We start from the raw sequence: 24,503 nt of genomic DNA on the forward strand, positions 1-24,503 counted from the left end.
TGATTCAGTTAGAATCGAGAATAATACTATTCACAAATTTTAGAATTGGTTAAATAGCATAAATCTATTTTCTTTTCAGAAGCATATTAAAGATAGAATAAGCAAAATGCCTATTTATTAGCAGATTAGATATCATAATGTAGATTAGTGAAAATAATAGTGGACAATGTTGTCTATTATAGAATTGAGTTTGTACCTTTGGATTATTAAAAATAGTTGAATGTTCTCAAAAGCCTGTGAATATGGAATGAAGGCAGCAATATTTATTGCTGATCAATCCCTTGTGAATAAAAGAGTGAGCTTAAAAGATATATCAAAAGCAATTGATTCTCCTGAGTTCTACACTTCAAAAATTTTGCAACAACTTTCAAGAAGTTTCATAATAAACTCAGATAAGGGTCCAACAGGTGGGTTTTCGATGGATGTACAACAACTTGAAAGAGTGCAACTAAGTGACATTGTTTCAGCTATTGATGGCGACAAAGTTTATTTAGGTTGTGGTTTAGGACTTAAAAACTGTAATGAAAAAAAGCCCTGTCCAGTTCATAATCATTTTAAGATAATTCGTGAAGAATTGAGAGAGATGCTTGAAACAACAACCGTGAAATCACTTGCAGAGGATTTGAAAGATGGATTAACCTTTTTAAAGCGGTAAAATTTTTTAATGCAATACTGGACAAAAATATCCGATTTAAAAAAATGGAAACCAGAGATATATTTAGCGAAACAGGAATTATTATCACCTTATTACTCATTGCCATACCAACACTAATCGCCTCTGTTTTGGTTGTAGTAAAGGCTCATGCACTCTTGAATAATTTCATAAAGAGAAAGGAGTTAAAAAGGTTTACCGAATATTTGAAAGGCTTAAGTCCTACGGAGGTAAGGAAATTAGAAGAAAGGCAGAAAGAGCTAGAATTTGCATTGGAAAACAATGAATTGGTTGGGAAAAATGCTCCACATGACGAAAGGGGGTTAATAGATAATATTAGCCATGCAGAGGAACTTCGTTTTATTGAAAAAAAGAAGAAAAACCGACCAAGTCTTAGTATTCAGCCTGACTTAACAAAGCTCATTTTATGGTATATAGGGTGTGCAACATTTTGGCTTCTGTTTGGGACTACTGTTGGTGAGTATTTAGGTATAAAATTCGTCGCTCCTGATATTGATCATTTTAGTTGGTTGAGTTTTGGACGATTACGACCAGTACATACTAATGCTGTGTTTTGGGGCTGGGCATCTCTAGCTATGGTGGGTCTTGCATATTATGTTGTCCCTCGTGTAAGCAATGTGCCAATCGCAAGTATAAGGATTGGGTATTGGTCACTTTACTTAATTAATTCCGCGGTTGTTTTAGGAAGTATTTTCTTGATGGCTGGTATTAATAATGGTGGAGGTGAATATCGAGAATATATCTGGCCAATAATGGCTTTGTTTGGTATAGGAGTTTTTATCTCCTTGATTAATTTCTTTAGAACAATCTCTAGGCGAACTGTAAAGGAAATCTATGTTTCCAATTGGTACATAATTTCAGCATTGATGTTTGTTTTGGTGATTGCCATTGTAGCATATTGGCCAAGTTGGCAAAATGGATTAGGTGAAACAATAGTGCAGGGATATTACATGCACCAGGGAGTTGGTATGTGGTTTATGCTGTTCACTTTAGGTCTTATGTATTACTTCCTCCCGCAAGAACTTAATAAACCCATATATTCTTACAGTTTGGGAATTTTAGCTTTTTGGTCACAAATTCTTTTTTACACTTTAATTGGAACTCACCACTTTATTTTTAGCGCGGTGCCTTGGTGGTTACAAACTGTAGCTATAGTGGGGAGTGTAGGAATGGTAATTCCAGTAGTTGCAGGTACAGCTAACTTCTTATTAACATTTAAAGGTGATTGGTATAAACTTTCAGGTAGCTACACTTTACCTTTTTATCTGATAGGTATCATTTTCTATTTCACAGGGTCTTTGCAGGGTACTGCCCAAGCTTTTCGTTTCACCAATTTAGTTTGGCACTTCACTGATTTCACAGTAGCACATTCTCACCTTACTATGTATGGTATTATCTGTTTTATGCTTTGGGGCTTCATTTATACTTTGATTCCTCGGCTTACAGGCAAAGAACCTCCTCAAATTTTAGTAGGGATGCATTTTTGGTTGGCTTTAATCGGTTTGCTTTTTTACACCTTTCCACTGATGTATGGATCAACATTACGAGGGTTGATGTGGATGGAAGGTGCTAAGTCATTTATAGAAAGTGTTGAGTTGATGGCCCCTTATTGGTTATGGCGTGCAATAGGAGGTACGCTGATGTGGGTTTCTCACATTTTGTTTGCTTATAATTTCTACGTGATGGTTAGAAAAACGGAGGTGATTGAGATACCTACATCACCCATTGAAATTCTTAAGGCGAAAAGAAATTTGGAAAGATAAACTGAAAATATTTAAGATATATAAAATGAATTTTTTCGATAATCATAAAAAACTATTTGGTACAGCATTAGCCTTGTTTATAGGGCTAACAATTTTTGTCGCGATCCTTCCTGCCTTAAATAACCAAAAAAACAATGCTACGCTACCTGATTTTGAGCCTCTGAGTGGCCAAGCGCTCTTAGGAAAGAGTAGTTTTATATCTAACGGATGTGTGGCTTGCCATACACAACAGGTCCGGAATATAGAAATGGATAAAGTTTGGGGAGCTAGGCCCGGAATTGCTGCGGATTATGCAGGAAATACCCGAACTGATTTTTGGAGGAATACGGCGACCTTAATGGGAACTGAAAGAACTGGTCCAGATCTAACAAATATTGGTCAGCGCCAACCTAGTATGGCTTGGAACTTATTACATCTATACCAACCGAGAGCCGTTGTTGAACAGTCTATAATGCCTGCCTACCCTTGGTTATTTGAAGTCAAAAATGAAGTAGGTGAAGATGATGTGGAAGTAAATGTGCCAGATCAATTTAGGGCTGGAGTGACAGGAAGAATAATTGCTTCGGAAGAAGCACTCAATCTTGTGGCTTATTTGCAAAGTTTAATTCAAACGCCACTGCCAGATGGTAAGCCCGCCATGGAGTTTTTGTACAAAAATGAAGAAGGAGATATAATAAGTAGTTCTGATGGAGGCTCTGCTGGTCTTCCTGATGGGCAAATCCTTTATACACAATACTGTGCGAGTTGTCATCAGGCTAATGGTGAAGGTCTAAAAGGTGCTTTCCCACCATTAAAAGGAAGCTCAATTGTGCAAGGTGATGACTTAGAATTATTTGTGAACATTATAATGCTTGGGTACGATGCGAAACCTGAATATGCGGTAATGAATGCTGTAGGAACGGACAACAATTTATCAGCAGAAGAAATTACCGCAATTATTAATCATGAAAAGTCTAGTTGGGGGAATAATGCCAAATTGGTAGGAGTTGAGGATGTTAAGAAAATCATAACGGCAATTGAAATAACCAATAAAAATTAATGGTATGAAGATTAAGTACTTGTTGTTTATATTATTCAGTTTGTCTTATCAGGTAGTTTTAGCTTGTCCTGTTTGCGAACAACAGCAGCCAGAAATTACACAAGGTTTGACTCATGGAGCTGGCCCACAAAGCAATTTTGACTGGGTAATTATTGCTATTATCACTGGTATCACATTGTTGACTTTAGTTTTTTCTCTAAAGTACTTACTTAAGCCAGGTGAGAAAAATGATGATCATATCAAGCAGATAATTTTAACTCAAGAATACTATGAGTGAAGAGAGAAGTAAAATATTCCTTTTTATCGATGATGAAAATCAGCCAATATCTGAATTATTCACACCGGTGCATTTTGAGCTTGATACTCGAAAATTGACTGATGGAGAACACACTTTAAAGATTGTAAGTAAATCACCAAACGGCAGAGAGGGCATAAGGAAAATAAAATTTATGGTGCGAAATGGGCCGGCTATATCGATTGAGGGAATTAGCGAAAACAGTGTAGTAGATGGGACTATTCCTTTGATGATCAATTCCTATGACAAGGGTAATCATAAAAACTTCATCATTGAGGGAAGTGAAACACCACAGAGTATTCCTAGTTGGCTGTGGATTTTGTTGATTAGTTTTTTCGGTTGGGCAATTTATTATTTGATTACAAATTTTAGTCTGTAAGAATTTATCAAATGAAAAAGGACATAAAAACTCTTGAAGATATTAAGATCATGGTCAATGCCTTTTATCAAAAAGTACGAGAGGATGATTTACTTTCAGAAGTATTCAATAGTAAAATTGAAGATCGATGGCCAGAACATCTTGAGAAAATGCATCGCTTTTGGCAAACTGTTTTATTGGAAGAGCATACCTATTATGGGAGCCCATTTTTACCTCATGCAAGCTTACCAGTATCGGGAGAACACTTTGAACGTTGGCTGAAACTATTTTATGAAACCATAGATGGCTTGTTTGAAGGCGAAAAAGCAAATCGAGCAAAATGGCAGGGAGAGCGAATGGCAACTATGTTTCATTCTAAAATAGGATATAATAGAAATAATTCTTTAATGCCTTTGTAATGGTAAGAATAAAGCACCCGATAGCCCTACTTTCTGCCTTCATTTGGATTGGCTTTGTAAGTGCAATCAGTTTTATGGAAGCATGGCTTAAATTTCAAGCACCTGGAGTTTCTCTACAAATTGGTTTAGGGATTGGGCGATTAGTATTTGATGCTCTTAATAAGGTAGAATGGGTTTTCGCACTTGCTGTTATTGTTAACTTGATTTTTGATAAAAGTAGACCCACGACAATGCAAATAGCGCTTTTTTCGATTCCAGTAATCCTGCTAAGCCTTCAAACTATATGGCTGCTTCCAATACTAGATGCAAGAGCCGAGTTAATCATACAAAATCAAATCCCACCTTCATCAAACGTACACTTTTATTATATAGGAATAGAGGTAATCAAAGTGGTTTGCTTGAGCTTATATGGAGTTTCACAATTTAAAAAATCGTAAAGATTAAAATCATGAACATGCAAGGAAATCAGATCATAGGAGAATTAGTTGCGAAGGACTACCGCGCAGCATCCGTATTCAAAAAGTATGGAATAGATTTCTGTTGTCAAGGCAACCGAACTATTCAAGAAGCTAGTGAAAAGAAGGGAGTTGAATTTATAAAAGTACTAGCAGATTTGGAGGAAGTTACTCAAGCAAACAGTAATAGTTTTTCAGATTATCAATCATGGCCCTTGGATTTATTGGCTGATTATATTGAAAAGAAACATCATCGGTACGTTCAAGATAAAACGTTAGAGATACAGCCATATTTAGATAAAATTTGTAAAGTACATGGACAAAATCATCCAGAACTTTTTGAAATCAGAAATGAATTTAATGAAAGCGCAGGAGAGCTTGCTGTTCATATGAAAAAGGAAGAACTGATTTTATTTCCTTTCATTCGAAAAATGGTAAAAGCGAAGCAAGGAGGAAATAGCATTGGAATTCCACATTTTGATACTGTTCAAAACCCCATAAAAATGATGGTGGAAGAGCATTCAGTAGAAGGAGAGCGATTCCGGAAGATTGATGAAATTAGTAATGGTTTCACTCCGCCACTAGATGCTTGTAATACCTACCAAGTGACCTTTGCTCTACTGAAAGAATTTGAACAAGATTTACATCTGCATATACATTTAGAAAATAATATTTTGTTTCCTAAAGCTATTGAATTAGAAAAACAAATTAGCTAATGCCTATTAAACGAAACGAATTCCTGCAAGCGATAAGTCGTGAACATCATCACGGCTTATTACTTTGTTGGAAAATTAGAGCTGGTATCAAAAAGAGAATTGAACCTAGCCGTATGAAAATGTATGTAGATTGGTTTTATCAAGACCATTTGTTGCCACATTTTGAGATCGAAGAAAAATTCATTTTTCCAATCCTAAGTAAAGAAGATGGACTTATTAAAAGGGCATTATTAGAACATCGTAGATTAAGGAGATTATTTGAGTCTACAAAAGAGATATTAAGAAACTTGAGTTTGATTGAAGAAGAGTTAGATAATCATATTAGATTTGAAGAGCGTGTTTTATTTAATGAAATTCAAGCTATCGCCACTCAAGATCAGTTGACTCAAATTCAATTTCATCATAAAGAAACCAAGTTTAAGGACAATTTATCAGATCCTTTTTGGGTTTAACTTTGATGATTATACCCAATCTATATTTTTCTCCAATTCAATAAAATTGATTATAATAAAAATCCCCAACCCTTAATACCCCGCAGCCTGTCCATCCTTCCTAGATTCTGAAGCACCGAAGTAGATTTTGCGAACGGGATCCCATTTTATGGCTTGGTATCCACCATATCCGCCAAAGCCCCAGCGTACTTGGTGGCCTTTGTCCATTAGTTGGCGAACTACATCCCAACCAAAACCATCTTCAAGAGTAATATAACCACCATTGAGCATGCGCTCGCCTGTGGGTTCTGATGAGCCCAAATGATCTATTCTAGGAGCATCGCCTGCTTCTTGAATATTCATACCAAAGTCTACCATATTCATTACGATTTGCACATGGCCTAATGGCTGAAAACTACCCCCCATTACTCCAAAACTCATCATCGGTTGACCATCCTTGGTAATGAAGGCCGGAATAATCGTTTGGAATGGACGTTTGCCGGGAGCATAGGTATTGAATTGCCCTTCATTCAGATCGAAAAGTTCGCCTCTATCTTGTAATACAAAGCCTAATCCATCGGGCACCATTCCAGAACCCATTCCTCTATAATTACTTTGGATAAGCGACACCATATTTCCGTCTTCATCGGCCACAGTCATATAAATAGTATCACCCTCCCGCAAGGCAGGGTTGCCGGCATCGTAAGTGCGAGCAGCTCGATCCGGATTAATTAATGCACGTCTTTCGGCTGCATAATCTTTGCTAATCAGCCAATCCAATGGAATATCTTGGAAGGCAGGATCTGCATAAAATTTAGCTCTATCCTCAAAAGCAAGTTTCTTAGCTTCCACAAACAAATGAATATGTTCAGGACTGCCGTAAGGAATTTCAGAGAAATCATACCCTTCGAGGATATTTAGCATTTGTAATGCGGCAACACCTTGACTATTTGGAGGTAATTCCCAAACATCATATCCGCGATAATTTACCAAAGCCGGTTCCACCCATTCCGAAGTATGCGATGCCAAATCCTCATAGCTCAAAAAGCCACCTTGTTTCTGAATAAAGTCGCTAATAGTCCTTGCGATGCTTCCTTTATAAAATTCATCCCTCCCGCCTTTTGCGATTTTCTCAAAAGTATTGGCAAGGTCAGGGTTGGTTTTAATATCTCCTGTTACAGGCTTTTTTCCATTTATACTGAAGGTCTCCATAAAGTTTGGATATTCACCCAAAATATCGATTCCTCTTGCCCAGTAATAGGCGATGTACTCGGGAATCGGAAAGCCATTTCGAGCATAGCCGATCGCAGGATCAAACAATTCTGCCCAAGGTTTAGAACCAAATTTCTGATGCATTTCCCACCAGCCATCCACAGCACCTGGTACGGATACGGGTAGCGGACCATAAGCGGGAATCCGAGTCATGCCTTTTTCCTTGAAATATTCTAGCGTAAGACTTTTTGGTGAGCGACCACTGGCATTAAGTCCATGCAATTTTTGGGTTTTAGCATCCCAAATAATCGCAAACAAATCGCCTCCCATACCATTTCCAGTAGGCTCTATCAAGCCCAATGTGGCATTTGCTGCGATGGCGGCGTCAATGGCATTTCCGCCAGATTTCAACACGTCTAATGCAACTTGAGTAGCCAATGGATGACTAGTAGCAGCCATTCCTTTTTGAGCAATTACCTCCGATCGGGTAGCGAAACTCTTGCCTACCACGCGATCTTGTGCCAATAATGCAAATGGTGTAGCTAATAGAATAGCCACTCCTATAAATATATTTCTAGTCATAATGATGTGTATTGTAAAGCTTTAATTTAACGGGTTTGAGATGAAACACCTACAAGAATTTTATAATAGGAGATTATTGGTCTAAATATGCAAATTGTTTCATTCAAATTGAGCCACCGTACCAATGGGTGTAATTGTGAAAAGCGGTAACTTATATTTTGAATCGTAGACTTTTTGTTGGAATATTATCTATCTGATTACCTATCAATTCTATTTGACTCATGAATTCCAAAAAGACCCGTCCTTGGCTAATATTATTTCTGATGGTTTCTGCGGCCAACCTAATAGGAACTGCGTTCGATCTAAATGCTTTGGCTAACCTCAGCAAACCAGGATTGATACTCATATTGGGTATTTACTTTTTCAATTCAGTCGAAAAAAGTACTCAACATGGCTTTGTTCGCACTGCCCTATTGGCACTTTTTTTCTCATGGCTTGGTGATGTGCTGCTAATCTTTGCAGATTTATTTCTTTTTGGGTTAGGAGCATTCTTGCTCGGACAATTGTTTTATGTATTCACCTATAAAAATGCAGTAGTGCCAGTAGCTAATAATCGAAGCACCTTGCTCCGCCGAGTATTTTGGTCGGTGACGATGATGTTTTTCGGTTTTCTGTTACTCTATATTATGTATCCGTTCTTAGGAGAATTATTAATTCCAGTCGTGTTTTACTGTATCGTTATTGTATTGATGGGTATAATGGCAGTGCAGCGAAATGGTAAAACGTCACAAGTAAGTTACAGCCTCACATTATTCGGAGCACTGCTATTTCTTACTTCAGATGCTATTTTAGGTTTAGGCAAATTTGTGGGCTCTATAGAGAATGGTCATTTCTATGTAATGCTTACTTATATCCTTGCGCAGTGGTTTATTATAGAAGGATTGATCAAACATTATCAATTTTTGCAAGAAGATTCGATTCCGGAGCCGGAAATAATTTAATAGAAAATTCTGCCTGATTTAGCTCAAACGGCATTTTATATTGATTAGCGGAATAAAATCCAATTAAAATTTGACTTTAAGTTTTATTTTCAGGATATTCAACTATTCTTAACCTAAACCAAAATGCTATGAAGACTACTGCTAAGCTCGAAGAAAACGCAGGTCTAGGCTTAACCATCCTAGGATTTTTAACAGCGACAGGTTCTTTTGTATATATTTTAATTGTCATTTTTCAATTAGTTGCTGCTTACACACAAGGTTCGGCCTTGCCGGAAAATATAGAGGGGTTGCTTCCGTAATTGGATTTTAAATTTGTTCAAAATGAAAAGGGCCACATTGTGACCCTTTTTTAATTATCTGTTATAAGGTAAAATTCGAGGAATTGGATAGATCTCCGTTTGCCTACCATCAATGTATCTGAATTTTCCATTTTCATCGAAGTAACCATCTTCTTCCAGCATTATTCGTATGGTCTTTTTCCATTCCGGAATCTCCACAGCCGCATTCAATTCAATGGAATAAGCTGTTCTATAGTTTAACGGATAGTCACCTGCACCTATCGTTCTTCCCTGATTGTCCCACATACCAATAGTTGGCCCAGAGGCATGACCATAATAGCCGATAGGGTGCGTGTAAATAGTGCCGTTGATTCCTTCAGCTTTAGCATTGGCAAGAGCTTTAGCAAGAATTTCATTTCCTGATAAGCCTTGTTTGAATTCATTGGTAAGCAAATCTTGCAAACGATTTCCCTTCTTGAATGCATCTTGCAAAAGCTTTGGAACTTCTGTTTCTCCTGGTTTCAGAATATAAGCATGCTGTTGTGTGTCCGTATTTAATCTCAAGTAAGTGATGCCAAAATCCACATGAATCAAGTCGCCTGGATAAATCACCTGCTCTTCGGGGCGGGAGGAAAAAGTCCTTAAGTGATCAAAGTTTTCCGGATCAGCTCTTTGCACATCGACTGATGGATGAAACCATGTGTCCAATCCAAGTTCTCTATTTCTATTGCGAAACCACCATACCAAATCATTGGTAGTCGTTACGCCCGGAGTAATTACTTTTTCTGAAAACCCTTCTTGAATAATCACATGTGCAATTCGGCAAATGTGCTGGTAAATAGCCATTTCATTGTCGGTGCGAGTTTCTAACCATGCTACACCCAAATTCTCAGCAGAAACCACTCTTTCTTGAAACTTAGGATCCAGTTCGGCCATAAACTCTTTATGCTCTGTATATGTGAGCCCGTCCACATGCGCGTAATTGGTGGAGAAATTAAGCGCAATTTTATTCGGATTCCGCTCATTTATTAAGCGAACCAAAGCTTTCCATTGGTCTGGCTGTGTAGCTTGATTCCAAGCTCCTTTAAATAAATTGCCCACATCGTATCGTGCTATAGCTAGTCTTTCTACACCTAGTTCCGGACCTCTATCGTACATCACCATAATGGTTCTGCGACGAGCAGAAATCCAAGTGGAAGGCAGCATCGTACGTAGCACGGGATCTTCATTATATTCTCTTGAAATGATAATCCACATATCAATACCATGTTTCCGCATCAGGTCGGGAAGCACCGTTTCGAAGCGTTCTTCTAATAATCTGTCAACAATAATGGAGCGTTCTTTCTCATCTAATATGGCAGGCATTTCCAATTGAAATTGTGCCATAGCAGGAAAGGCAAAAAGGGAAATAAAAAGTATGGATAAAATCCTCATTTGTGAATAGTTTAGAATTGATTCACAAAATAGCTAAAGAGGGTCTTATGGAAAAATTAAAATGAATATTTAGTAATGGAGTAGTTTTCTAAGAAATTTTAAAGTACATCCCTATTGCATCGCCTTTCTCAACTTCCTAGTCAATTGATCGAATCGGTAAAATAAAGTCACAGCGGTAATTCCCAGCCCAATAGACAAACCATACCAAACGCCTTTGATTCCATAGCCAAACTCAAATGCTAATAAATACCCAACTGGCAAACCGATAATCCAATAGGCTACAAAAGTGGCTAATGTAGGTACTTTCACATCTTGCAATCCACGGAGGATGCCTAAGCTCACAACTTGTACGCCATCGAATATTTGGAAGAATGCCGCTATTATCAATAAACTTGAAGCGGTTGCAATTACATCAGCATCTGTTATAAATAGTGTAGGCAAGAAATCGCGAAATACAATAAATAATACGCCACTCACAGCCATAAAAGCAACGATTAGTAAGAAATTACTAAAGCCAGCTACTCGTAAAGTTGGGATATCTTTTCTGCCTAATTGATTACCAATTCTGATGGTGGAAGCTGCAGAAACTCCCGATGCCATCATAAAAGTGATGGAGGCTAATGAAATACCAATCTGATGTGCAGCTAGAGCATCCGCACCCAGCCAACCTACCATTACTGCGGCAAGACTAAATGCACTCACTTCAAATAAAAACTGCATTCCTGATGGGATTCCCAATCCTAATAAGCGATTAAATCGCTCTCTATAAAACCTCTTGAACTGTAGTTTTTTGATATACGAAGCAAATCTCGGCGCGTAGGCTACAAATAGAAACATCGCCGTTGCCATTACCACCCGCGAAATTAGCGTGGCCCAGCCTGCACCATTCAAACCAAGCGCAGGGAATCCCCATTTACCAAAAATTAACAGATAGTTCAGAAAGACATTCAGTAAGTTACTCGCAATAGTAATGACCATCGCTTGTCTAGTTTGAGATAAACCTTCTGTAAACTGTCTGAACGTTTGAAAAACCATCAAAGGCACAATCGAAAAAGCAATAATGCCCATATATGGAATGGCCAATTCTACTACTTCAGGATCTTGCCCCATGTAGTGCAATAGTCCTGATCCTGATGCTATCAAAATGAAAATCATCAGTCCGGCGAATATATTTAGCACCAATCCGTGTCGTAGAATTTCGGAGATTTCTCTCGCTCTACCTTGCCCATCGGCTGCTGCAATTAGTGGCGTAATCGCATAAGAAATCCCAATAGCAAAAGCAATCATTATAAAGGTGATGCTATTGGCCAAGGAAGCTGCTGCCAGTGGAATGGAACCTGTCTGGCCCACCATGGCACTATCCACTACAGCTACCATTACTTGTCCCAATTGGCTAAGAACTACAGGGTAGGCAAGGGTGATGTTTCTGCGAAAATGCTCCCTATAGCTTAAACTATTTTTCATTTATGATCCTTCCAAATTCCTAAATGTTTAGCGGCTTTGAAAAGTCCGGCTAAACTCAAACTATCTGTTATTCTTCCATCCATTGCCATTTCCAATGCTTCTGTAAATGGCAAATGCATTATTTTCAAATCTTCCGTTTCTTCAAATTCAGTTTCGCCTTGGGTTAAATTTTCTGCAATGAAAACATAGCCAAGCTCATCTGTCACCGAATTGGATGTATGGATTTCCAATAGTGTAATCCATTTTGCAGCGCTTAAGCCGGTTTCCTCTTTCAGTTCACGTTTAGCGGCTTCCAAAGGCTCACTTTCGATCGACCCGCCACCCATTGGAATTTCCCAAGAGTAGGCATCCAAGGTGTAACGATACTGGCCAACCAGCCATGTATATCCATTTTCATCTATTGGAATTATCCCAATCGCTCGGTTTTTAAAGTGGACTTTTCCATAAATTCCTTTGCCACCATTTGGGTTAATCACTTGATGTTCTTCCACATGAATCCAAGGGTTATCGTAAACTTTACGTTTGGAAAGAGTTGTCCAGGGGTTGCGCTTTTCATCCATGGCGCAAAGGTAGCCATACTTTTTGTAGCGGGATGAAATTCCTATGAATGCTAATCTAAGAAATGGTAAATAATCGCAGCGATCTTAAAGTAAGCTAGCTTATTTTTCAGGCTGATATTTCTTATAAATTTCCATGACCTCTGAGACTGGCATTGCTTTTACAGTTCTCCCTCCACGTCCTGTCATATCTTCTGCCATAAATAAAGAATTGAGAATGGCTTCTTCAGTGGCTTCAATAGTTGCCATAAAGAGCAATGTCATATTATCGTTTCTTAGAAAAGAAGCGGGAGGATTTAGACTTTCTTTAGAATTATGAGCGATCCTTAATTCCGGTGCAGTGGAAGCAGCAATTACATAATCACCACTGCCATTCGATGCAATTCCACCTGTTTTGGCTAATCCCATCATGGCTCTTTTGGCCATTCTTTCTAGGTTACGTTCGTTCACAGGAGCGTCTGTCATGACTACAATCATGCAAGAACCGTCGGCACTTTCGTAGGCATTTCTGAGTATGTGGCGATTCATTTCTTTATCGATTGGCACACCATTCACTTGCAGTACGCCTCCGAAATTGCTTTGCACAATGACAACCTACCGTATATCCTCCCGCCGATTTTGGTAATACGCGGGAGGAAGTTCCAATTCCACCTTTCCAGCCAAATGCCACGGTGCCAGTGCCAGCACCTACATTTCCTTCTTCTACTTCGCCGGATTTAGCATTTTTTATTGCTTCCCAAACATGCTCCTTTTTCACATGCATTCCTCTAATGTCATTAAGGCCTCCATCATTGGTTTCGCCCACAACGGCATTTACGGAGCCTACATTTTCCATTCCTTCTAAGCCTAGCATATATTCTACCGTAGCTGAAATGGCAGTGCCTACACTGAGTGTATTTGTGAGGATTATAGGCGTTTCGATATTTCCCAATTCTTGCACTTGGGTGCTGCCAGCTAATTTGCCAAAACCATTGCCAACAAAAATTGCAGCAGGAACTTTTTGTAGAAAAATGTTTTCTCCGTGAGCAAGAATAGCTGTGACTCCAGTGCGAATATTTTCACCTTCGATGGTAGTGCTATGGCCAACTTTTACGCCAGGCACATCGGTAATTGCATTGAGTGCGCCTGTTCGCATTACACCCACTTCAATGCCAAGGTCTCGCACTCGACTTTTTTGAGCGCAGACAATACTTGGCAATAGAAAAATCAGAAGTAGTAAATTTTTCATAGCTCGAATTTTCTTCAAAATAGCGAAGCTAGATTAATTTCAAACCCGAAAAGGCTACATATTTAACCAATAGGTCATTTTAAGTACAAGTGCTCTATTTTTGGACATCCATTGATCCGGGAAGTAATTATCCGTGTACACAATAAAAAGATCCGAAACTGGTCTATATCTCCACTGAAAGCGGGTGTTGATATTCACATTGTCAATCTGGTTGTTGTATTGGACGAATGTGGTCCAGAATACACTACGTGAGAAAGTGAAATCGAATTTTGGTCCGATTAAGAATAGATCGGCATCATTATAAGGCTCTGGAAGACGGAGTTTGTTGTAATTGGCATCAAGTGAAATGGTGCCAGAATAGCCAAATCTCCAATTGATTGATCCTCTCAAATTATCTCTTGTTCCGTTAAAATAATCGCCTGTACTTGCATTAATATTATAGCTAAATGGAAGCCTTAAATTAGATCTGAAACCCACATTATACGTCCAATTGCGGTAATCTGTATCTGCGGCTAATTTCTCTCCACCAGTATTAGTTGGGTCGAATGAGGAAAATAGATAAGTATAAGTTTGCTTAGCACTTACAGAGAAATTTGCTAACGATTGAAATTGTACATTATAGTTGATAGAAAGGTCTTGATCGGTCATTCCATACTCTTGATTCCAGATAAAATCTAAATCTACTGTTGGGCCATGGCGATTAACCAAATTAGATTGTGGGAACCATTGATAGCCAATTCGAGGTGAAGCTTGACTATAATTGGTTCTAGGCGTATAACCCACTTCAGGGTTGTAATTTTCACCGATTTTGGTGTAAGTCAAACTTGCAGTCCAATTCAAATCATCGTATAAAAGACGGCCATGTGCAGCAAAGCTTTTGTCTGGATTTTCATGTTCAATAGATTTGTGAAAGAAGAATTTGCCCGACCATTTATTATCACTAGATGCGAGGTTGTAATCTAAACCAACTAGGCGATTATAGTTATTTGTAGTATTCAAGTCAAAGGATTCTTGATTCACTACGATCATACCAATATTGGATCTGCCAAATATTTTCCTTTGGACAGCAGCAACAGTGTAGTTTTTACTTTCGACTCCACTTTCTGGTATTTTATCGGTCTGCATATTGAGCAAACCTACCCGCCAATTATTATCTATTTTACCACTTATGCGGCCACCGAGGATAATTCTATTTTGGATGTTTTGTCCAGTATTTTCATCTCGATCTACACCGATTCGTCTAGAGAAAAATGGTCGTGCTCGTTGCATACCGAAATCGGAAAATAGATCAGCATTTTCCAAGAAAAATTGCCGCCTTTCGGGAAAGAAGATTTCGAAGCGATCGAGATTAGTTACTTGCTGATCTACCTCAACTTGGGAGAAATCCGGATTAAATGTTAAGTCCAAATTCAAAGCCGGGCCAATGGCAACTTTTGCATCACCACCTACACTGAAATTATGGTCTGTTTCTGTGCCTTCAAGGTGGTTTTTGGTAATTCCTCCCGCAGCATAGGGGATTAAAGCTATATTGGAGCCGGGGCTTCCAAGTGGCACCTCCCAAATAATTTCTCTTGCGAATGCAAGTGCAATCATGCTATAGTTTTTGGGTATAGGTGCCCAAGTAGATCGTTCATTATATTCACTATCAATGCGATAGAAGTTAGCATTCCATTTGGTAGAGCCTTCGCTGAATCGCAAAGTTTTTAGCGGAATCGCCATCTCCGCTATCCAATAGCCATCGTAAATTTTTGCTTCAGCAAACCATACATTATCCCAAGCTAAGCTCAAATCTCCTGAGCCTAACCCTCCATTTGCTACAAGCCCTTCACGCTGTACTCCGTAGGGATTTACTCCAAACTGATAGGCATTTGTTCTATCCAAAAATGTATCGAATGTTACCGTAAAGCCATCGTTTTGTTCGCCACGAAAATCACGCCTCAAAGAAGTACTTACATAGCTTCGAGGCCCTTTATTTTGCATAATGGCTCCTACATAAATGAAATTTTCATCGTAAGTAATCCGCACTTGAGTCTGCGCTTCGGCCATAGATGTGTCCGCTGGATAATACTGGAAGAATTGATCTGTAGGTAAAGCTAAATCCCAATCTGTCTCATCCAACACGCCATCAATTACTATCGCACCTCTTGCTTGTTTGGCTATTAGTGGGTCTAATTCAAGGCCATTTTGGCCGAAAGATTCTAGAGATAAAAAAAGTGATATCGCTAAAGCGAGTAGAAATAGATTTTTTTTCATGGTTTGGGCACCAATCAAATAGATTGTGGCTGATTTTTCAAGCCATTCAAAATATTTATTCTATTTTTTTGATGGTTTGGCCAAATATAGTTTTGAATGGTAACAAAAATGAGAGAGATTCTAAATCATGATTTGTTAGGTGCTATTTAAGCAAATTGGAATCGAGTAATTCAGTTACAGCAGTTTTGTAAACTTGGCCTACTGGAATTTTCTTGTTTTCGATAATTAATTCAGAAGCGTAATAACTATTGATTTTGGTATAGTTGATAATGAAGGAACGGTGCACGCGCATGAATTTATTTGGCGGGAGGACTTCCTCTAAATTTTTCATGGTTTGATGCTGAATGTAGCTTTTATCTGTGGTGTGAATTTTCACATAATCCTTCATTCCCTCAATAAAGGTGATGTCGTCAAGTGCGATTTTGTGGAATTGTCCCCCTTCCTTTATAAAATAGAATGTACTTTCCTTTGTATGCTTTTCTTTGAAGCGACGGATGGCTTGTAAAAATCTAGGGTAGGGAATAGGTTTGACTAAATAATCCAACACTTCCATGCTGAAGCCTTCTACTGCATGTTGTGAGTATGCAGTAGTGAAAATGACTTCGGTAGTTTTAGGGAGCATTTTGGCCATATCCAATCCTGTGATTTCGGGCATATTGATGTCCAAAAAAATTAAGGGAATAGAATGCTTACTAATATGTGTAAGCGCCTCTTCAGCATTGTCGAATTCAGTCACTGGGTCGAACTCCGGCAATTTGTTTAAGTAATTTCGGATTACCCTTCTTGCCAATGGCTCATCATCAATTATCAAGCAAGGGTATTTCATTGTAAGTAAAGGTTTAGTACCACTTTGAATTGTGCGTCTTCCTTATTGATAAACAAATCATAACGACCCGGATAAAGTCTTTCCAAACGTTTGCGCACATTGTTGATGCCCGTGCCTGTGCTTTCTTTCTTTATAGATGAGTTGAAATTGTTGATACAAGTGAACGTAATTTGCTTGGCTTTGCATTCCAAATTGATACGAACGACCCCCCCGCTTTTTAGCGTATTGATGCCATGCTTAAAAGCATTTTCAACAAAAGGAATCAACAATAGAGGCTCTACCATTTTGAAATCTGTTTCTCCATTTACTTCAAAACTAATTTCCGCCTTGTCTCCTGTTCGTAGCTTTTCCAGATCAAGATAATCACGCAGATAATTGACTTCCTCTTTGAGTAAAATTTTATCCTCGTGAGCTCTATCAACCATATAGCGCATGATTTGCGATAATTTCATGGTGATTTCAGGTGCACGATCATCTTTTTCCAGCGCCAAGCTATAGATGGAATTAAGGCTATTGAAGAGAAAATGTGGATTTACTTGTGCGCGAAGGAGTTTTACTTCAGAATCGAGTTGGGTGGCTTTGTTTTCCCATTGCACATAGTTCATAAAGTATTCTAGGATGAACTTGCCTATCAGCATCAGAAAGCTCAGAATGACGAAAAAGGCTAAATGGATACCAAAATGACGAGAATTGCGAACGTCAACATCGAATACCTCTAATAATCCCATAAAAAGGAGGGCTGCTAAAATGCAACTAATGGTATATGATAATGCCCAAATGATGTATCGGTTTTTGCTGAAAAAGCGTGGAACCAGCTTGCCATGATTGATATATACTACCATGGAAAGTAGTAAAGTAAGAAAGGCTGCACTCGCAAATGCATCCGAGAAATGGTTGGCTGATGAAGTAAATAAGAGAATGAGAAATAAGAAAAACCAACCAATCAGATGGAGAATGATATGCGCTCTCGGATCATTCAGTATTTCAATCCATTGGTTGCTTCCTTGTTTCAATTGTTGTGTGTTTGTGCTCATGTCGGTGATTGTTTGCTCGAAATAGCATTATCCTTTGCATGGAATAAATTTTATTCGAGCAACCACCTGATTTTTTCGACTAACTAATCTTCCGGATAAGGTACGAATATGAAATTGGTAAACTTAGCATCGATCACGAACAAGCAGCAAAACTCATCAGGATTTTTATATACCCTTTTGAAATTCTCTTCGTCCTCGATCAGTTTGCGTTGGATAAATTCATCCACATAGGTCATATAGTAATTCCATTCATTTTCCTGGCGACCTCTTTCAAAGAGCAAACTGCCAACTGGCTGCAATTGCTGGCACATTGGAAATATTGGATATTCAGAAAAACCACGTTCACGAATTTGTTGAGAAGCTTCCTTTATCGTATCACATACTTTCAGGAAATCTGTAGTGATTTTACCAATGTATTTGCCATCGAGTTCTACATCATTGTGAATAGTAGTCATAATTAACGTTTTTCTAGTAAAACAACATTTTCGACATGGGCAGTTTGTGGGAACATATCCACCGGTTGTACTGCTACTACTTTGTATGCAGCATCGAGCATTGCCAAATCTCTTGCCTGTGTAGCGGGGTTGCAACTTACATAAACAATGCGGGAGGTTTGGCTTTTGATTAAAACATCCACCACATCTGCATGCATTCCAGCTCTTGGAGGGTCGGTAATGATGACATCTGGTTTGCCATGCTCAAGGATAAAATCCTCATTGAGCATATCCTTCATATCACCTGCATAGAATACCGTATTGTCGATTTTATTTATTTCGGAATTCAGTTTAGCATCCTCAATTGCCTCGGGCACCGATTCAATCCCGATTACCTTTTTAGCCTTTTTGGCTACGAAATTCGCAATGGTTCCTGTGCCAGTATAGAGGTCATACACGATCTCGTCGCCTTTGAGCTGAGCAAAATCTCTTGCCACTTTGTATAACTCATAGGCCTGCAAGCTATTGGTTTGGTAAAATGACTTTGGACCTACCCTGAAAGTCAATCCTTCCATTTCTTCCTCTATGAATGGCGTACCACTATAACAAACCACTTCTTGGTCGTAATACGACTCATTCAATTTCTGATTGATGATGTAGTTCAAGGAAGTAATCTGCGGGAATGAATTTTTGATAAAGTCCATTATTGGCTCAAGCAGTTCGGGCATATCTCGAGCTACTTGTAATATCACCATTACTTGCCCATTGCTACTTTGGCGTAAAATCAAATTTCGCAAATAGCCACTATCTTGATTTTTGAGATTGTAAAATGGGATTTCGTTTTTGAGCGCAAAATCATAAACAGCTTGTCGGATGGTATTGGAAGGCTCGGGCATCAAATGGCAAGTATCAATTTGCAATACTTTGTCAAATGCATGGCGAATATGAAAGCCCAATGCATTGGATTCAAATTCTTTTCCACTACGAATTTCATCAATGGTGAGCCAGCGTTTGTCCGAAAAGGTGAAGTCTAGTTTATTGCGATATTCTCGATCTTGCTTACAAGCCAATATGGGCTTAATCTCCGGAAACTCAATTTTAGCAATGCGCTCCAATGCATCTTGCACTTGCTGACTTTTGTAATTTAGCTGTTCGCTATATCTGATATGCTGCCATTTGCAGCCTCCACAAGTTCCAAAATGGCTACAAAATGCTTCCTCCCGCAAGGGTGATTTTTCTTTGAAATTTACCACCTCAGCTTCTGCAAATTTGCTCCTCACTTTTTTCATCCGAAGATCAACCACATCACCCGGAGCTACATATTCTACAAATACCACCCGCCCATCAATACGGGCGATGCATTTGCCTTCAGCAGCCATTTTTTCAATGGTCACGTTTTCGACAATTGCATTTTTACTTTTTCTACTCAACATGCCACAAAAGTAGGGATTTTGAAGAAGATAATTTCCCTGTGTTGGAAAAGTAAAGGGCTTAGAAATGGTATGCGCAATTTTTAATTAGGATTGAATTCGATTTCCTAAAATTTTAGTAAATTTAAAATTCTACAAATTTAAAATCAATGATCAATTACATAAAGAAGAAGTTAGAGAAAAGGAAACTGAAGCGGACTTTCAGTGAATATGGTCATACAATGAAATCCTTTGATCTGGAGAAAACGGGAAAGGTCAATTATGCACAATGGAATCATCCTTTTGAAGGTGAAAAGGAGATAAGCCAAAAGCAGGTGGATTTCTTTTCGGAGTTATTAAAGGAAGGCGAATTCGGTATTGACATCGGTGCACATACTGGAGATACTACGGTACCCATGGCATTGGCTGCTGGGGCGGGAGGTTTAGTACTTGGACTTGAGCCAAATCCCTATGTGTTCAAAATATTGGAAGTAAATGCAGCCCAAAACAAGGATAAAAGCAATATTAAGCCTGTTTGCTACGCAGCAACCGACGAAGATGGCACCTTCACTTTTCAGTATTCTGATGCTTCATTTTGTAATGGCGGCTATTTAGATCATATCGAAAGTACTAATCATAGACACAATTTCACGCTGGATGTAAAAGGCAAAAATCTTGAGAATGTCTTGCGAAAAGAATATGCAAATGAGCTTCCCAAGTTGTCGCTCATCAAGATAGATGCAGAAGGCTACGACAAGGAAATTCTGAAAAGTCTGAAGGGAATAATTGCTGAATACAAGCCCAATTTGCTGGTAGAGTGTTATAAGCGCTTAACCGAAGCTGAGCGGGACGATTTGTACAATACCATCGTAGATATGGGCTACGATCTTTATTACATCGATGGATTTGAGGCCGGTAATACGCGTGAAAAACTAGCTAAATCAGATATGAGTAAACGTAAGCATTTTGAAATGATGGCAAAGCCTATTGAATAGATAGTAAACCTGCGAGAAACACCCTGCGAATAAAAATTTTATAAGGTTCCCGTTTTGGTAACTTTTTATTATCTTTGAGCGTTAGTAATCGAAATTAATGAGAGTAATTGCTAAAAAGATACTTCGGGACTTTTGGAAAAGTCATGCCGATTCAGAAGAGCAGTTAAAAACCTGGTACAAAGAAGCTTCCAAGGCAAACTGGAGAAGTCCTGTTGATATCAAGGCTGAATATGCACATGCGAGTGTTCTGAAGAGTGGGCGAGTTGTATTTAATATTTGTGGCAATAAGTATAGATTGATTGTAGACATCAATTATGTAAGGCAATCTATGCTTATTCGTTTCATTGGAACCCATAATGATTACGATAAGGTAGACGCAGATAAAATTTAAACTAATGGATATAAAGGCTATAAAAACCGAAGAAGATTACAACAAAGCCCTAAAGCGGCTTGAAAAGATATTCCATGCTCACCCTGACTCAACGGAAGGGGACGAGGCCGAAATATTATCAATTTTGATTGAGAAGTATGAAGATGAACATTATCCCATTAGTGCTCCAGACCCAATTGAAGCTATTAAGTTTAGAATGGAACAAATGGGAATGGATAATAAAGATTTAGCTGATATTATTGGATACAAGAGCAGGGTATCGGAGATTTTTAGCCGAAAAAGAAAACTTACGCTTAAGATGATCAGGAATATTCACGAGAAATTAAAAATACCCTATGAGTCATTGATTGCTGACTATTGAAACACAATTTGCCAACACTGTGTAGTTCCATGGCGATTGAAGTAGTGACGGAGAGTTTACTGCATATTGTTACCTTTAATACTGAAGGAAAGTGAAATGCATATATCAGGTGCAGCTACTATCCTCAAACGCTATACATGGTTCAATTAATCAAAAAGCACATTGACTATCTGTATTCTTCTAATATGGCTGCTAACTTTTGAAGATGATGGTCTTCTGTCGCATAATTGGTAATACAAGCCCGTAAAGCAAATAAGTCAGGTTTCAAAGCAATGGTGGAGATCCAAGCTTTACCGCTTTTCACCACCCGCCCACATAATGCTTGTAAGTATTCTGTGCTTTGTGTTTCGAGGGTTTTGCCTCTAAAGCAAACTACCGGAAATGGCGTGTCATTTACCACCTCCCAATTATGTTGGATGAGTAATGCCTTAAGTTTAGCTCCAATTTCAGCTTGGTGGCGAATTACTTTTTCATAGCCTTCCCAGCCGGCAACGAGCAAACTCATATATACTTTCAGCCCTGTAAATCTTCTTGACCATTGGATCGAATGAGAAAAAGGATCTACTATACCCAATTCTTTGCCTTCTTTTGGCATATAGTCCGCTGCGATGCTAAATGTGCGGCTTAGAATTTCTTGATGTTTGGTCAAATAAATACCTGCACCCATTGGCACCGAAAACCACTTATGCGCATCGAACGTGATGGAATCCGCTAATTCAATTCCGCCAATTGCTGTTTTCAATTCAGGTACTATGGCCGCAGCGCCACCCCATGCAGCATCTACATGAAACCATAATCCCTCAGCTTTACATATCTCAGCAATTTCAACTAACGGATCGATCACGCCAGCACCCGTTGTACCGGCAGTGCCAGCGATCATAAATGGAATATTGCCTGCTTTTCTGTCTTCTGCAATCAATCGCATGAGTGCGGTCAAATCCATTTTCAGATGATCATCAGATGGCACCATTCGAGTGGCCGAGGAACCTAAGCCAGATGTTCTCGCGGCTTTCATTAATGAGTGGTGACTTTGCTCTGAAGCATATAATATGGGTTGTCCTTTTAATGCTCTTGCGCCGTGCATAATATAATCAGGGAATTTTTGGCAAATCGCAGTGAGCACAGCCGTTTGGTTTGCCTCTGCACCTCCTGTACAAAATGTGCCATCAATACTGTTTTCAGCCATTCCAAATCTCTTCCCTATTTCCTGAATAAGATAATTCTCCACTTCCACAGCAAAGGGACTATGACTCCAAGCTGCCATTTGCGGGTTATATGCTGCCACCAATGCATCAGCAATTATACCCATTGCAGATGGGCGTGGATTGAACAAGCCATAATACATCGGATGTCCCAAATGCACTTGCCATTTATCTAGACCTTCCTTCACTTTTTGCAGTGCGAATGCTGGTTCGTTAGCTCTCTCCAAATCGAGCTCAGCAAGGAATTTCCGAATGGCCAAAGGATCCAGTTCCGGCGATACGGAAAATTTGTCACCATGTGCATAATAGTCTTCAACTATGTTGGAAAGTTTTTGCCAAAGGTCTTTTCTTTGCTCGGCATTCAAGTCTAAATCAGCTGGGAACATATAGAGATATTTAGACCTAAAATTAGCCTATTCTCTACTCTACACAAGTGGATATTATATCTAGCAAAAAGGAATTTCTATAAATCATCAATTGGATGCTTTTTCCGCCAATTTCTGAAAAATGCGTATTTGTATTGATGGAAAGCTTGCTCAGAATATATGCCAGAAAACCATGAAAATAAATAGGCAGTAAAACAGGCAATGCCAATAAATATTAAACCTTCGGCGCCAAAAAGCTCAAAGCCCATTACGGTACAAGCGATAGGTGTATTGGTCGCGCCGGAGAAAACAGCCACGAAACCCATTCCTGCTAAAAGAGCCATTGGTAATGGAATAAATATGGATAATGCGTTTCCCAAAGTAGCACCGATAAAAAAGAGTGGAGTTACTTCACCACCTTTAAAGCCAGCAGCAAGTGTAAAAGCTGTAATGGCAATTTTGATCAAAAAATCAGCGGGAGGTAGTGGGTTTTGAAATGCTTCCACAATGGTAGGAATTCCCAAGCCGATATATTTTGTAGTACCGATTGCAAAAACAAAAAGTGCAATAACAATTCCAGCTACAAAAGGTCGTAAGGGTGGATATTTAATGAGCTTCACAAATAGGCGAGTAAATAGCTTCACTGATTTAGAGAAAGTAAAGGCAGCCAAACCAAAAGCAGCACCCGCCAAAACTGACCACAGAATCAGCTCGAAATTGATATTGGGAATGAAAGGGATTTCATAATGGGTATGACCTACATTCCACCACAGGCAAGCAAAGTGAGCCACATAAGCGGTAATCAAACTTGGGATAATTATGGGATAGCGTATTCGTCCGATTATCAATACTTCGATGGCGAAAATTGCTCCTGCTAGTGGCGTTCCAAATACTGAGGCAAAACCGGCACTAATTCCAAGGATGAGCAACATGCGCCTTTCGCTTTTGCTCATTTTGAACCAAAGCGCAAATTGATCTGAAATGGCAGCTCCCATTTGTACGGCTGTACCTTCACGTCCTGCGGAGCCACCAAAAAAGTGAGTAGCAATAGTTCCAAATAGCACCAATGGAGCCATTTTAAACGGAATCACTTCCTTAGGATGATAATATTCCTCAATTATCTGATTGTTGCCTTTGACTACTTCTTTGCCATAATAATGGTAGATGAGACCAATCAGTAAGCCACCAAGCGGAAGCAGCCAAATAATCCAAATATTATCCTCCCGCCAGTTGGTAGCCCAATCGAGCGACAAAAGGAAAAAGGCCGAAGCAGAACCCACAAGCATCCCTACAACGGAAGAAATCAACAACCATTTTAGGGTGAATAAGAGTTTACTCCTTGATTGCTTATCTGATAAAAATTGAATTTGATTTTTTTCCATTGAGCT

At 38.9% G+C, this 24,503-nt stretch carries 25 protein-coding genes and 1 pseudogene; 14 read left to right on the top strand and 12 right to left on the bottom strand.

Going from position 1 to position 24,503, the window contains the following annotated elements; translation table 11 throughout:
- Positions 1-220 precede the first annotated feature (220 nt).
- Genes ACOXY8_RS15450 through ACOXY8_RS15490 form a run of 9 tightly spaced genes read left to right on the top strand, consistent with a single transcriptional unit; the run spans position 221 to position 6,170 of the window.
- Complete coding sequence (locus ACOXY8_RS15450) at positions 221-655, top strand: RrF2 family transcriptional regulator (protein ID WP_458332513.1); 435 nt, start codon at positions 221-223, stop codon at positions 653-655.
- Positions 656-699: 44 nt separating this feature from the next.
- Complete coding sequence (locus ACOXY8_RS15455; protein ID WP_458332514.1) at positions 700-2,436, top strand: cbb3-type cytochrome c oxidase subunit I; 1,737 nt, start codon at positions 700-702, stop codon at positions 2,434-2,436.
- A gap of 25 nt (positions 2,437-2,461) precedes the next feature.
- The gene (locus tag ACOXY8_RS15460) at positions 2,462-3,475 is read left to right on the top strand and encodes a cbb3-type cytochrome c oxidase subunit II (RefSeq protein ID WP_458332515.1); all 1,014 of its coding nucleotides are present in this window, start codon (positions 2,462-2,464) and stop codon (positions 3,473-3,475) included.
- A gap of 4 nt (positions 3,476-3,479) precedes the next feature.
- On the top strand, positions 3,480-3,752 hold the full coding sequence (locus tag ACOXY8_RS15465; RefSeq protein ID WP_458332516.1) for a hypothetical protein: 273 nt from the start codon (positions 3,480-3,482) through the stop codon (positions 3,750-3,752).
- On the top strand, positions 3,745-4,149 hold the full coding sequence (locus ACOXY8_RS15470; protein ID WP_458332517.1) for a cytochrome C: 405 nt from the start codon (positions 3,745-3,747) through the stop codon (positions 4,147-4,149). The genes ACOXY8_RS15465 and ACOXY8_RS15470 overlap by 8 nt, the downstream gene beginning before the upstream one ends.
- An 11-nt stretch (positions 4,150-4,160) precedes the next feature.
- The gene (locus ACOXY8_RS15475; RefSeq protein WP_458332518.1) at positions 4,161-4,547 is read left to right on the top strand and encodes a group III truncated hemoglobin; all 387 of its coding nucleotides are present in this window, start codon (positions 4,161-4,163) and stop codon (positions 4,545-4,547) included.
- A complete protein-coding gene (locus tag ACOXY8_RS15480; RefSeq protein ID WP_458332519.1) occupies positions 4,547-4,984 on the top strand; it encodes a hypothetical protein in 438 nt (145 codons plus the stop codon). The genes ACOXY8_RS15475 and ACOXY8_RS15480 overlap by 1 nt, the downstream gene beginning before the upstream one ends.
- Before the next feature lie 17 nt (positions 4,985-5,001).
- Positions 5,002-5,718: an iron-sulfur cluster repair di-iron protein gene (gene ric, locus ACOXY8_RS15485; protein ID WP_458332520.1), complete on the top strand. Its 717-nt coding sequence runs from the start codon at positions 5,002-5,004 to the stop codon at positions 5,716-5,718.
- The gene (locus ACOXY8_RS15490; RefSeq protein ID WP_458332521.1) at positions 5,718-6,170 is read left to right on the top strand and encodes a hemerythrin domain-containing protein; all 453 of its coding nucleotides are present in this window, start codon (positions 5,718-5,720) and stop codon (positions 6,168-6,170) included. Before ric ends, ACOXY8_RS15490 begins: the two co-directional genes overlap by 1 nt.
- A 72-nt stretch (positions 6,171-6,242) precedes the next feature.
- On the opposite strand, the gene ggt is transcribed toward ACOXY8_RS15490, so the two are convergent.
- Positions 6,243-7,943 (bottom strand): gamma-glutamyltransferase, encoded by a 1,701-nt coding sequence (ggt, locus tag ACOXY8_RS15495; protein ID WP_458332522.1) that lies wholly within the window; start codon positions 7,941-7,943, stop codon positions 6,243-6,245.
- A 221-nt stretch (positions 7,944-8,164) separates the two neighbouring features.
- Between ggt and ACOXY8_RS15500 the strand changes: the two genes are divergently transcribed.
- Positions 8,165-8,884: a lysoplasmalogenase gene (locus ACOXY8_RS15500; RefSeq protein ID WP_458332523.1), complete on the top strand. Its 720-nt coding sequence runs from the start codon at positions 8,165-8,167 to the stop codon at positions 8,882-8,884.
- Positions 8,885-9,012: 128 nt separating this feature from the next.
- Positions 9,013-9,183, top strand: coding sequence for a hypothetical protein (locus ACOXY8_RS15505; protein ID WP_458332524.1), 171 nt, complete (start codon positions 9,013-9,015; stop codon positions 9,181-9,183).
- A 54-nt stretch (positions 9,184-9,237) separates the two neighbouring features.
- Here ACOXY8_RS15505 and ACOXY8_RS15510 read toward each other — a convergent pair whose 3' ends face one another.
- From ACOXY8_RS15510 to rlmD, 9 genes and pseudogenes are all read right to left on the bottom strand, one after another.
- A complete protein-coding gene (locus ACOXY8_RS15510; RefSeq protein WP_458332525.1) occupies positions 9,238-10,596 on the bottom strand; it encodes a M24 family metallopeptidase in 1,359 nt (452 codons plus the stop codon).
- A 111-nt stretch (positions 10,597-10,707) separates the two neighbouring features.
- Positions 10,708-12,060 (bottom strand): MATE family efflux transporter, encoded by a 1,353-nt coding sequence (locus ACOXY8_RS15515; RefSeq protein WP_458332526.1) that lies wholly within the window; start codon positions 12,058-12,060, stop codon positions 10,708-10,710.
- A complete protein-coding gene (locus ACOXY8_RS15520; protein ID WP_458332527.1) occupies positions 12,057-12,620 on the bottom strand; it encodes an NUDIX domain-containing protein in 564 nt (187 codons plus the stop codon). The genes ACOXY8_RS15515 and ACOXY8_RS15520 overlap by 4 nt, the downstream gene beginning before the upstream one ends.
- Before the next feature lie 99 nt (positions 12,621-12,719).
- Positions 12,720-13,845: pseudogene (locus tag ACOXY8_RS15525) on the bottom strand (DmpA family aminopeptidase).
- Positions 13,846-13,899: 54 nt separating this feature from the next.
- Entirely contained in the window at positions 13,900-16,098 is a 2,199-nt protein-coding gene (locus ACOXY8_RS15530; RefSeq protein WP_458332528.1) for a DUF5916 domain-containing protein, read from the bottom strand.
- A 142-nt stretch (positions 16,099-16,240) separates the two neighbouring features.
- Positions 16,241-16,924: a LytR/AlgR family response regulator transcription factor gene (locus tag ACOXY8_RS15535; RefSeq protein WP_458332529.1), complete on the bottom strand. Its 684-nt coding sequence runs from the start codon at positions 16,922-16,924 to the stop codon at positions 16,241-16,243.
- The gene (locus tag ACOXY8_RS15540; protein ID WP_458332530.1) at positions 16,921-17,958 is read right to left on the bottom strand and encodes a sensor histidine kinase; all 1,038 of its coding nucleotides are present in this window, start codon (positions 17,956-17,958) and stop codon (positions 16,921-16,923) included. The genes ACOXY8_RS15535 and ACOXY8_RS15540 overlap by 4 nt, the downstream gene beginning before the upstream one ends.
- 83 nt (positions 17,959-18,041) lie before the next feature.
- Positions 18,042-18,413, bottom strand: coding sequence for a hypothetical protein (locus ACOXY8_RS15545; protein ID WP_458332531.1), 372 nt, complete (start codon positions 18,411-18,413; stop codon positions 18,042-18,044).
- Between the two features lie 2 nt (positions 18,414-18,415).
- Positions 18,416-19,822 (bottom strand): 23S rRNA (uracil(1939)-C(5))-methyltransferase RlmD, encoded by a 1,407-nt coding sequence (rlmD, locus tag ACOXY8_RS15550; RefSeq protein ID WP_458332571.1) that lies wholly within the window; start codon positions 19,820-19,822, stop codon positions 18,416-18,418.
- A gap of 149 nt (positions 19,823-19,971) precedes the next feature.
- On the opposite strand from rlmD, the gene ACOXY8_RS15555 reads away from it, so the two are divergent.
- The 3 genes from ACOXY8_RS15555 to ACOXY8_RS15565 all read left to right on the top strand — a co-directional run bounded on the left by ACOXY8_RS15555 (position 19,972) and on the right by ACOXY8_RS15565 (position 21,548).
- The gene (locus ACOXY8_RS15555) at positions 19,972-20,796 is read left to right on the top strand and encodes an FkbM family methyltransferase (RefSeq protein ID WP_458332532.1); all 825 of its coding nucleotides are present in this window, start codon (positions 19,972-19,974) and stop codon (positions 20,794-20,796) included.
- Positions 20,797-20,893: 97 nt separating this feature from the next.
- Positions 20,894-21,187 carry a type II toxin-antitoxin system HigB family toxin gene (locus ACOXY8_RS15560; RefSeq protein ID WP_458332533.1) on the top strand — a complete coding sequence of 98 codons (294 nt, stop codon included), beginning with the start codon at positions 20,894-20,896 and terminating at the stop codon, positions 21,185-21,187.
- A gap of 4 nt (positions 21,188-21,191) precedes the next feature.
- Positions 21,192-21,548: a helix-turn-helix domain-containing protein gene (locus ACOXY8_RS15565; protein WP_458332534.1), complete on the top strand. Its 357-nt coding sequence runs from the start codon at positions 21,192-21,194 to the stop codon at positions 21,546-21,548.
- Positions 21,549-21,714: 166 nt separating this feature from the next.
- On the opposite strand, the gene ACOXY8_RS15570 is transcribed toward ACOXY8_RS15565, so the two are convergent.
- Positions 21,715-23,136 carry a pyridoxal phosphate-dependent decarboxylase family protein gene (locus tag ACOXY8_RS15570; RefSeq protein WP_458332535.1) on the bottom strand — a complete coding sequence of 474 codons (1,422 nt, stop codon included), beginning with the start codon at positions 23,134-23,136 and terminating at the stop codon, positions 21,715-21,717.
- A gap of 77 nt (positions 23,137-23,213) precedes the next feature.
- Positions 23,214-24,497, bottom strand: coding sequence for a voltage-gated chloride channel family protein (locus ACOXY8_RS15575; protein ID WP_458332536.1), 1,284 nt, complete (start codon positions 24,495-24,497; stop codon positions 23,214-23,216).
- Positions 24,498-24,503 lie beyond the last annotated feature (6 nt).

It is taken from the genome of Peijinzhouia sedimentorum (assembly GCF_049340005.1).
Taxonomy (GTDB): Bacteria; Bacteroidota; Bacteroidia; order Cytophagales; family Cyclobacteriaceae; genus CAXBDP01.

What these genes read in the sequence shown, in the direction of transcription:
- ACOXY8_RS15450 (WP_458332513.1), top strand. Translation starts at nt 221, where the DNA reads ATGTTCTCAAAAGCCTGTGAATATGGAATGAAGGCAGCAATATTTATT.
- ACOXY8_RS15455 (WP_458332514.1), top strand. Translation starts at nt 700, where the DNA reads ATGGAAACCAGAGATATATTTAGCGAAACAGGAATTATTATCACCTTA.
- ACOXY8_RS15460 (WP_458332515.1), top strand. Translation starts at nt 2,462, where the DNA reads ATGAATTTTTTCGATAATCATAAAAAACTATTTGGTACAGCATTAGCC.
- ACOXY8_RS15465 (WP_458332516.1), top strand. Translation starts at nt 3,480, where the DNA reads ATGAAGATTAAGTACTTGTTGTTTATATTATTCAGTTTGTCTTATCAG.
- ACOXY8_RS15470 (WP_458332517.1), top strand. Translation starts at nt 3,745, where the DNA reads ATGAGTGAAGAGAGAAGTAAAATATTCCTTTTTATCGATGATGAAAAT.
- ACOXY8_RS15475 (WP_458332518.1), top strand. Translation starts at nt 4,161, where the DNA reads ATGAAAAAGGACATAAAAACTCTTGAAGATATTAAGATCATGGTCAAT.
- ACOXY8_RS15480 (WP_458332519.1), top strand. Translation starts at nt 4,547, where the DNA reads ATGGTAAGAATAAAGCACCCGATAGCCCTACTTTCTGCCTTCATTTGG.
- ric (WP_458332520.1), top strand. Translation starts at nt 5,002, where the DNA reads ATGCAAGGAAATCAGATCATAGGAGAATTAGTTGCGAAGGACTACCGC.
- ACOXY8_RS15490 (WP_458332521.1), top strand. Translation starts at nt 5,718, where the DNA reads ATGCCTATTAAACGAAACGAATTCCTGCAAGCGATAAGTCGTGAACAT.
- ggt (WP_458332522.1), bottom strand. Translation starts at nt 7,943, where the DNA reads ATGACTAGAAATATATTTATAGGAGTGGCTATTCTATTAGCTACACCA.
- ACOXY8_RS15500 (WP_458332523.1), top strand. Translation starts at nt 8,165, where the DNA reads ATGAATTCCAAAAAGACCCGTCCTTGGCTAATATTATTTCTGATGGTT.
- ACOXY8_RS15505 (WP_458332524.1), top strand. Translation starts at nt 9,013, where the DNA reads ATGAAGACTACTGCTAAGCTCGAAGAAAACGCAGGTCTAGGCTTAACC.
- ACOXY8_RS15510 (WP_458332525.1), bottom strand. Translation starts at nt 10,596, where the DNA reads ATGAGGATTTTATCCATACTTTTTATTTCCCTTTTTGCCTTTCCTGCT.
- ACOXY8_RS15515 (WP_458332526.1), bottom strand. Translation starts at nt 12,060, where the DNA reads ATGAAAAATAGTTTAAGCTATAGGGAGCATTTTCGCAGAAACATCACC.
- ACOXY8_RS15520 (WP_458332527.1), bottom strand. Translation starts at nt 12,620, where the DNA reads ATGGATGAAAAGCGCAACCCCTGGACAACTCTTTCCAAACGTAAAGTT.
- ACOXY8_RS15530 (WP_458332528.1), bottom strand. Translation starts at nt 16,098, where the DNA reads ATGAAAAAAAATCTATTTCTACTCGCTTTAGCGATATCACTTTTTTTA.
- ACOXY8_RS15535 (WP_458332529.1), bottom strand. Translation starts at nt 16,924, where the DNA reads ATGAAATACCCTTGCTTGATAATTGATGATGAGCCATTGGCAAGAAGG.
- ACOXY8_RS15540 (WP_458332530.1), bottom strand. Translation starts at nt 17,958, where the DNA reads ATGAGCACAAACACACAACAATTGAAACAAGGAAGCAACCAATGGATT.
- ACOXY8_RS15545 (WP_458332531.1), bottom strand. Translation starts at nt 18,413, where the DNA reads ATGACTACTATTCACAATGATGTAGAACTCGATGGCAAATACATTGGT.
- ACOXY8_RS15555 (WP_458332532.1), top strand. Translation starts at nt 19,972, where the DNA reads ATGATCAATTACATAAAGAAGAAGTTAGAGAAAAGGAAACTGAAGCGG.
- ACOXY8_RS15560 (WP_458332533.1), top strand. Translation starts at nt 20,894, where the DNA reads ATGAGAGTAATTGCTAAAAAGATACTTCGGGACTTTTGGAAAAGTCAT.
- ACOXY8_RS15565 (WP_458332534.1), top strand. Translation starts at nt 21,192, where the DNA reads ATGGATATAAAGGCTATAAAAACCGAAGAAGATTACAACAAAGCCCTA.
- ACOXY8_RS15570 (WP_458332535.1), bottom strand. Translation starts at nt 23,136, where the DNA reads ATGTTCCCAGCTGATTTAGACTTGAATGCCGAGCAAAGAAAAGACCTT.
- ACOXY8_RS15575 (WP_458332536.1), bottom strand. Translation starts at nt 24,497, where the DNA reads ATGGAAAAAAATCAAATTCAATTTTTATCAGATAAGCAATCAAGGAGT.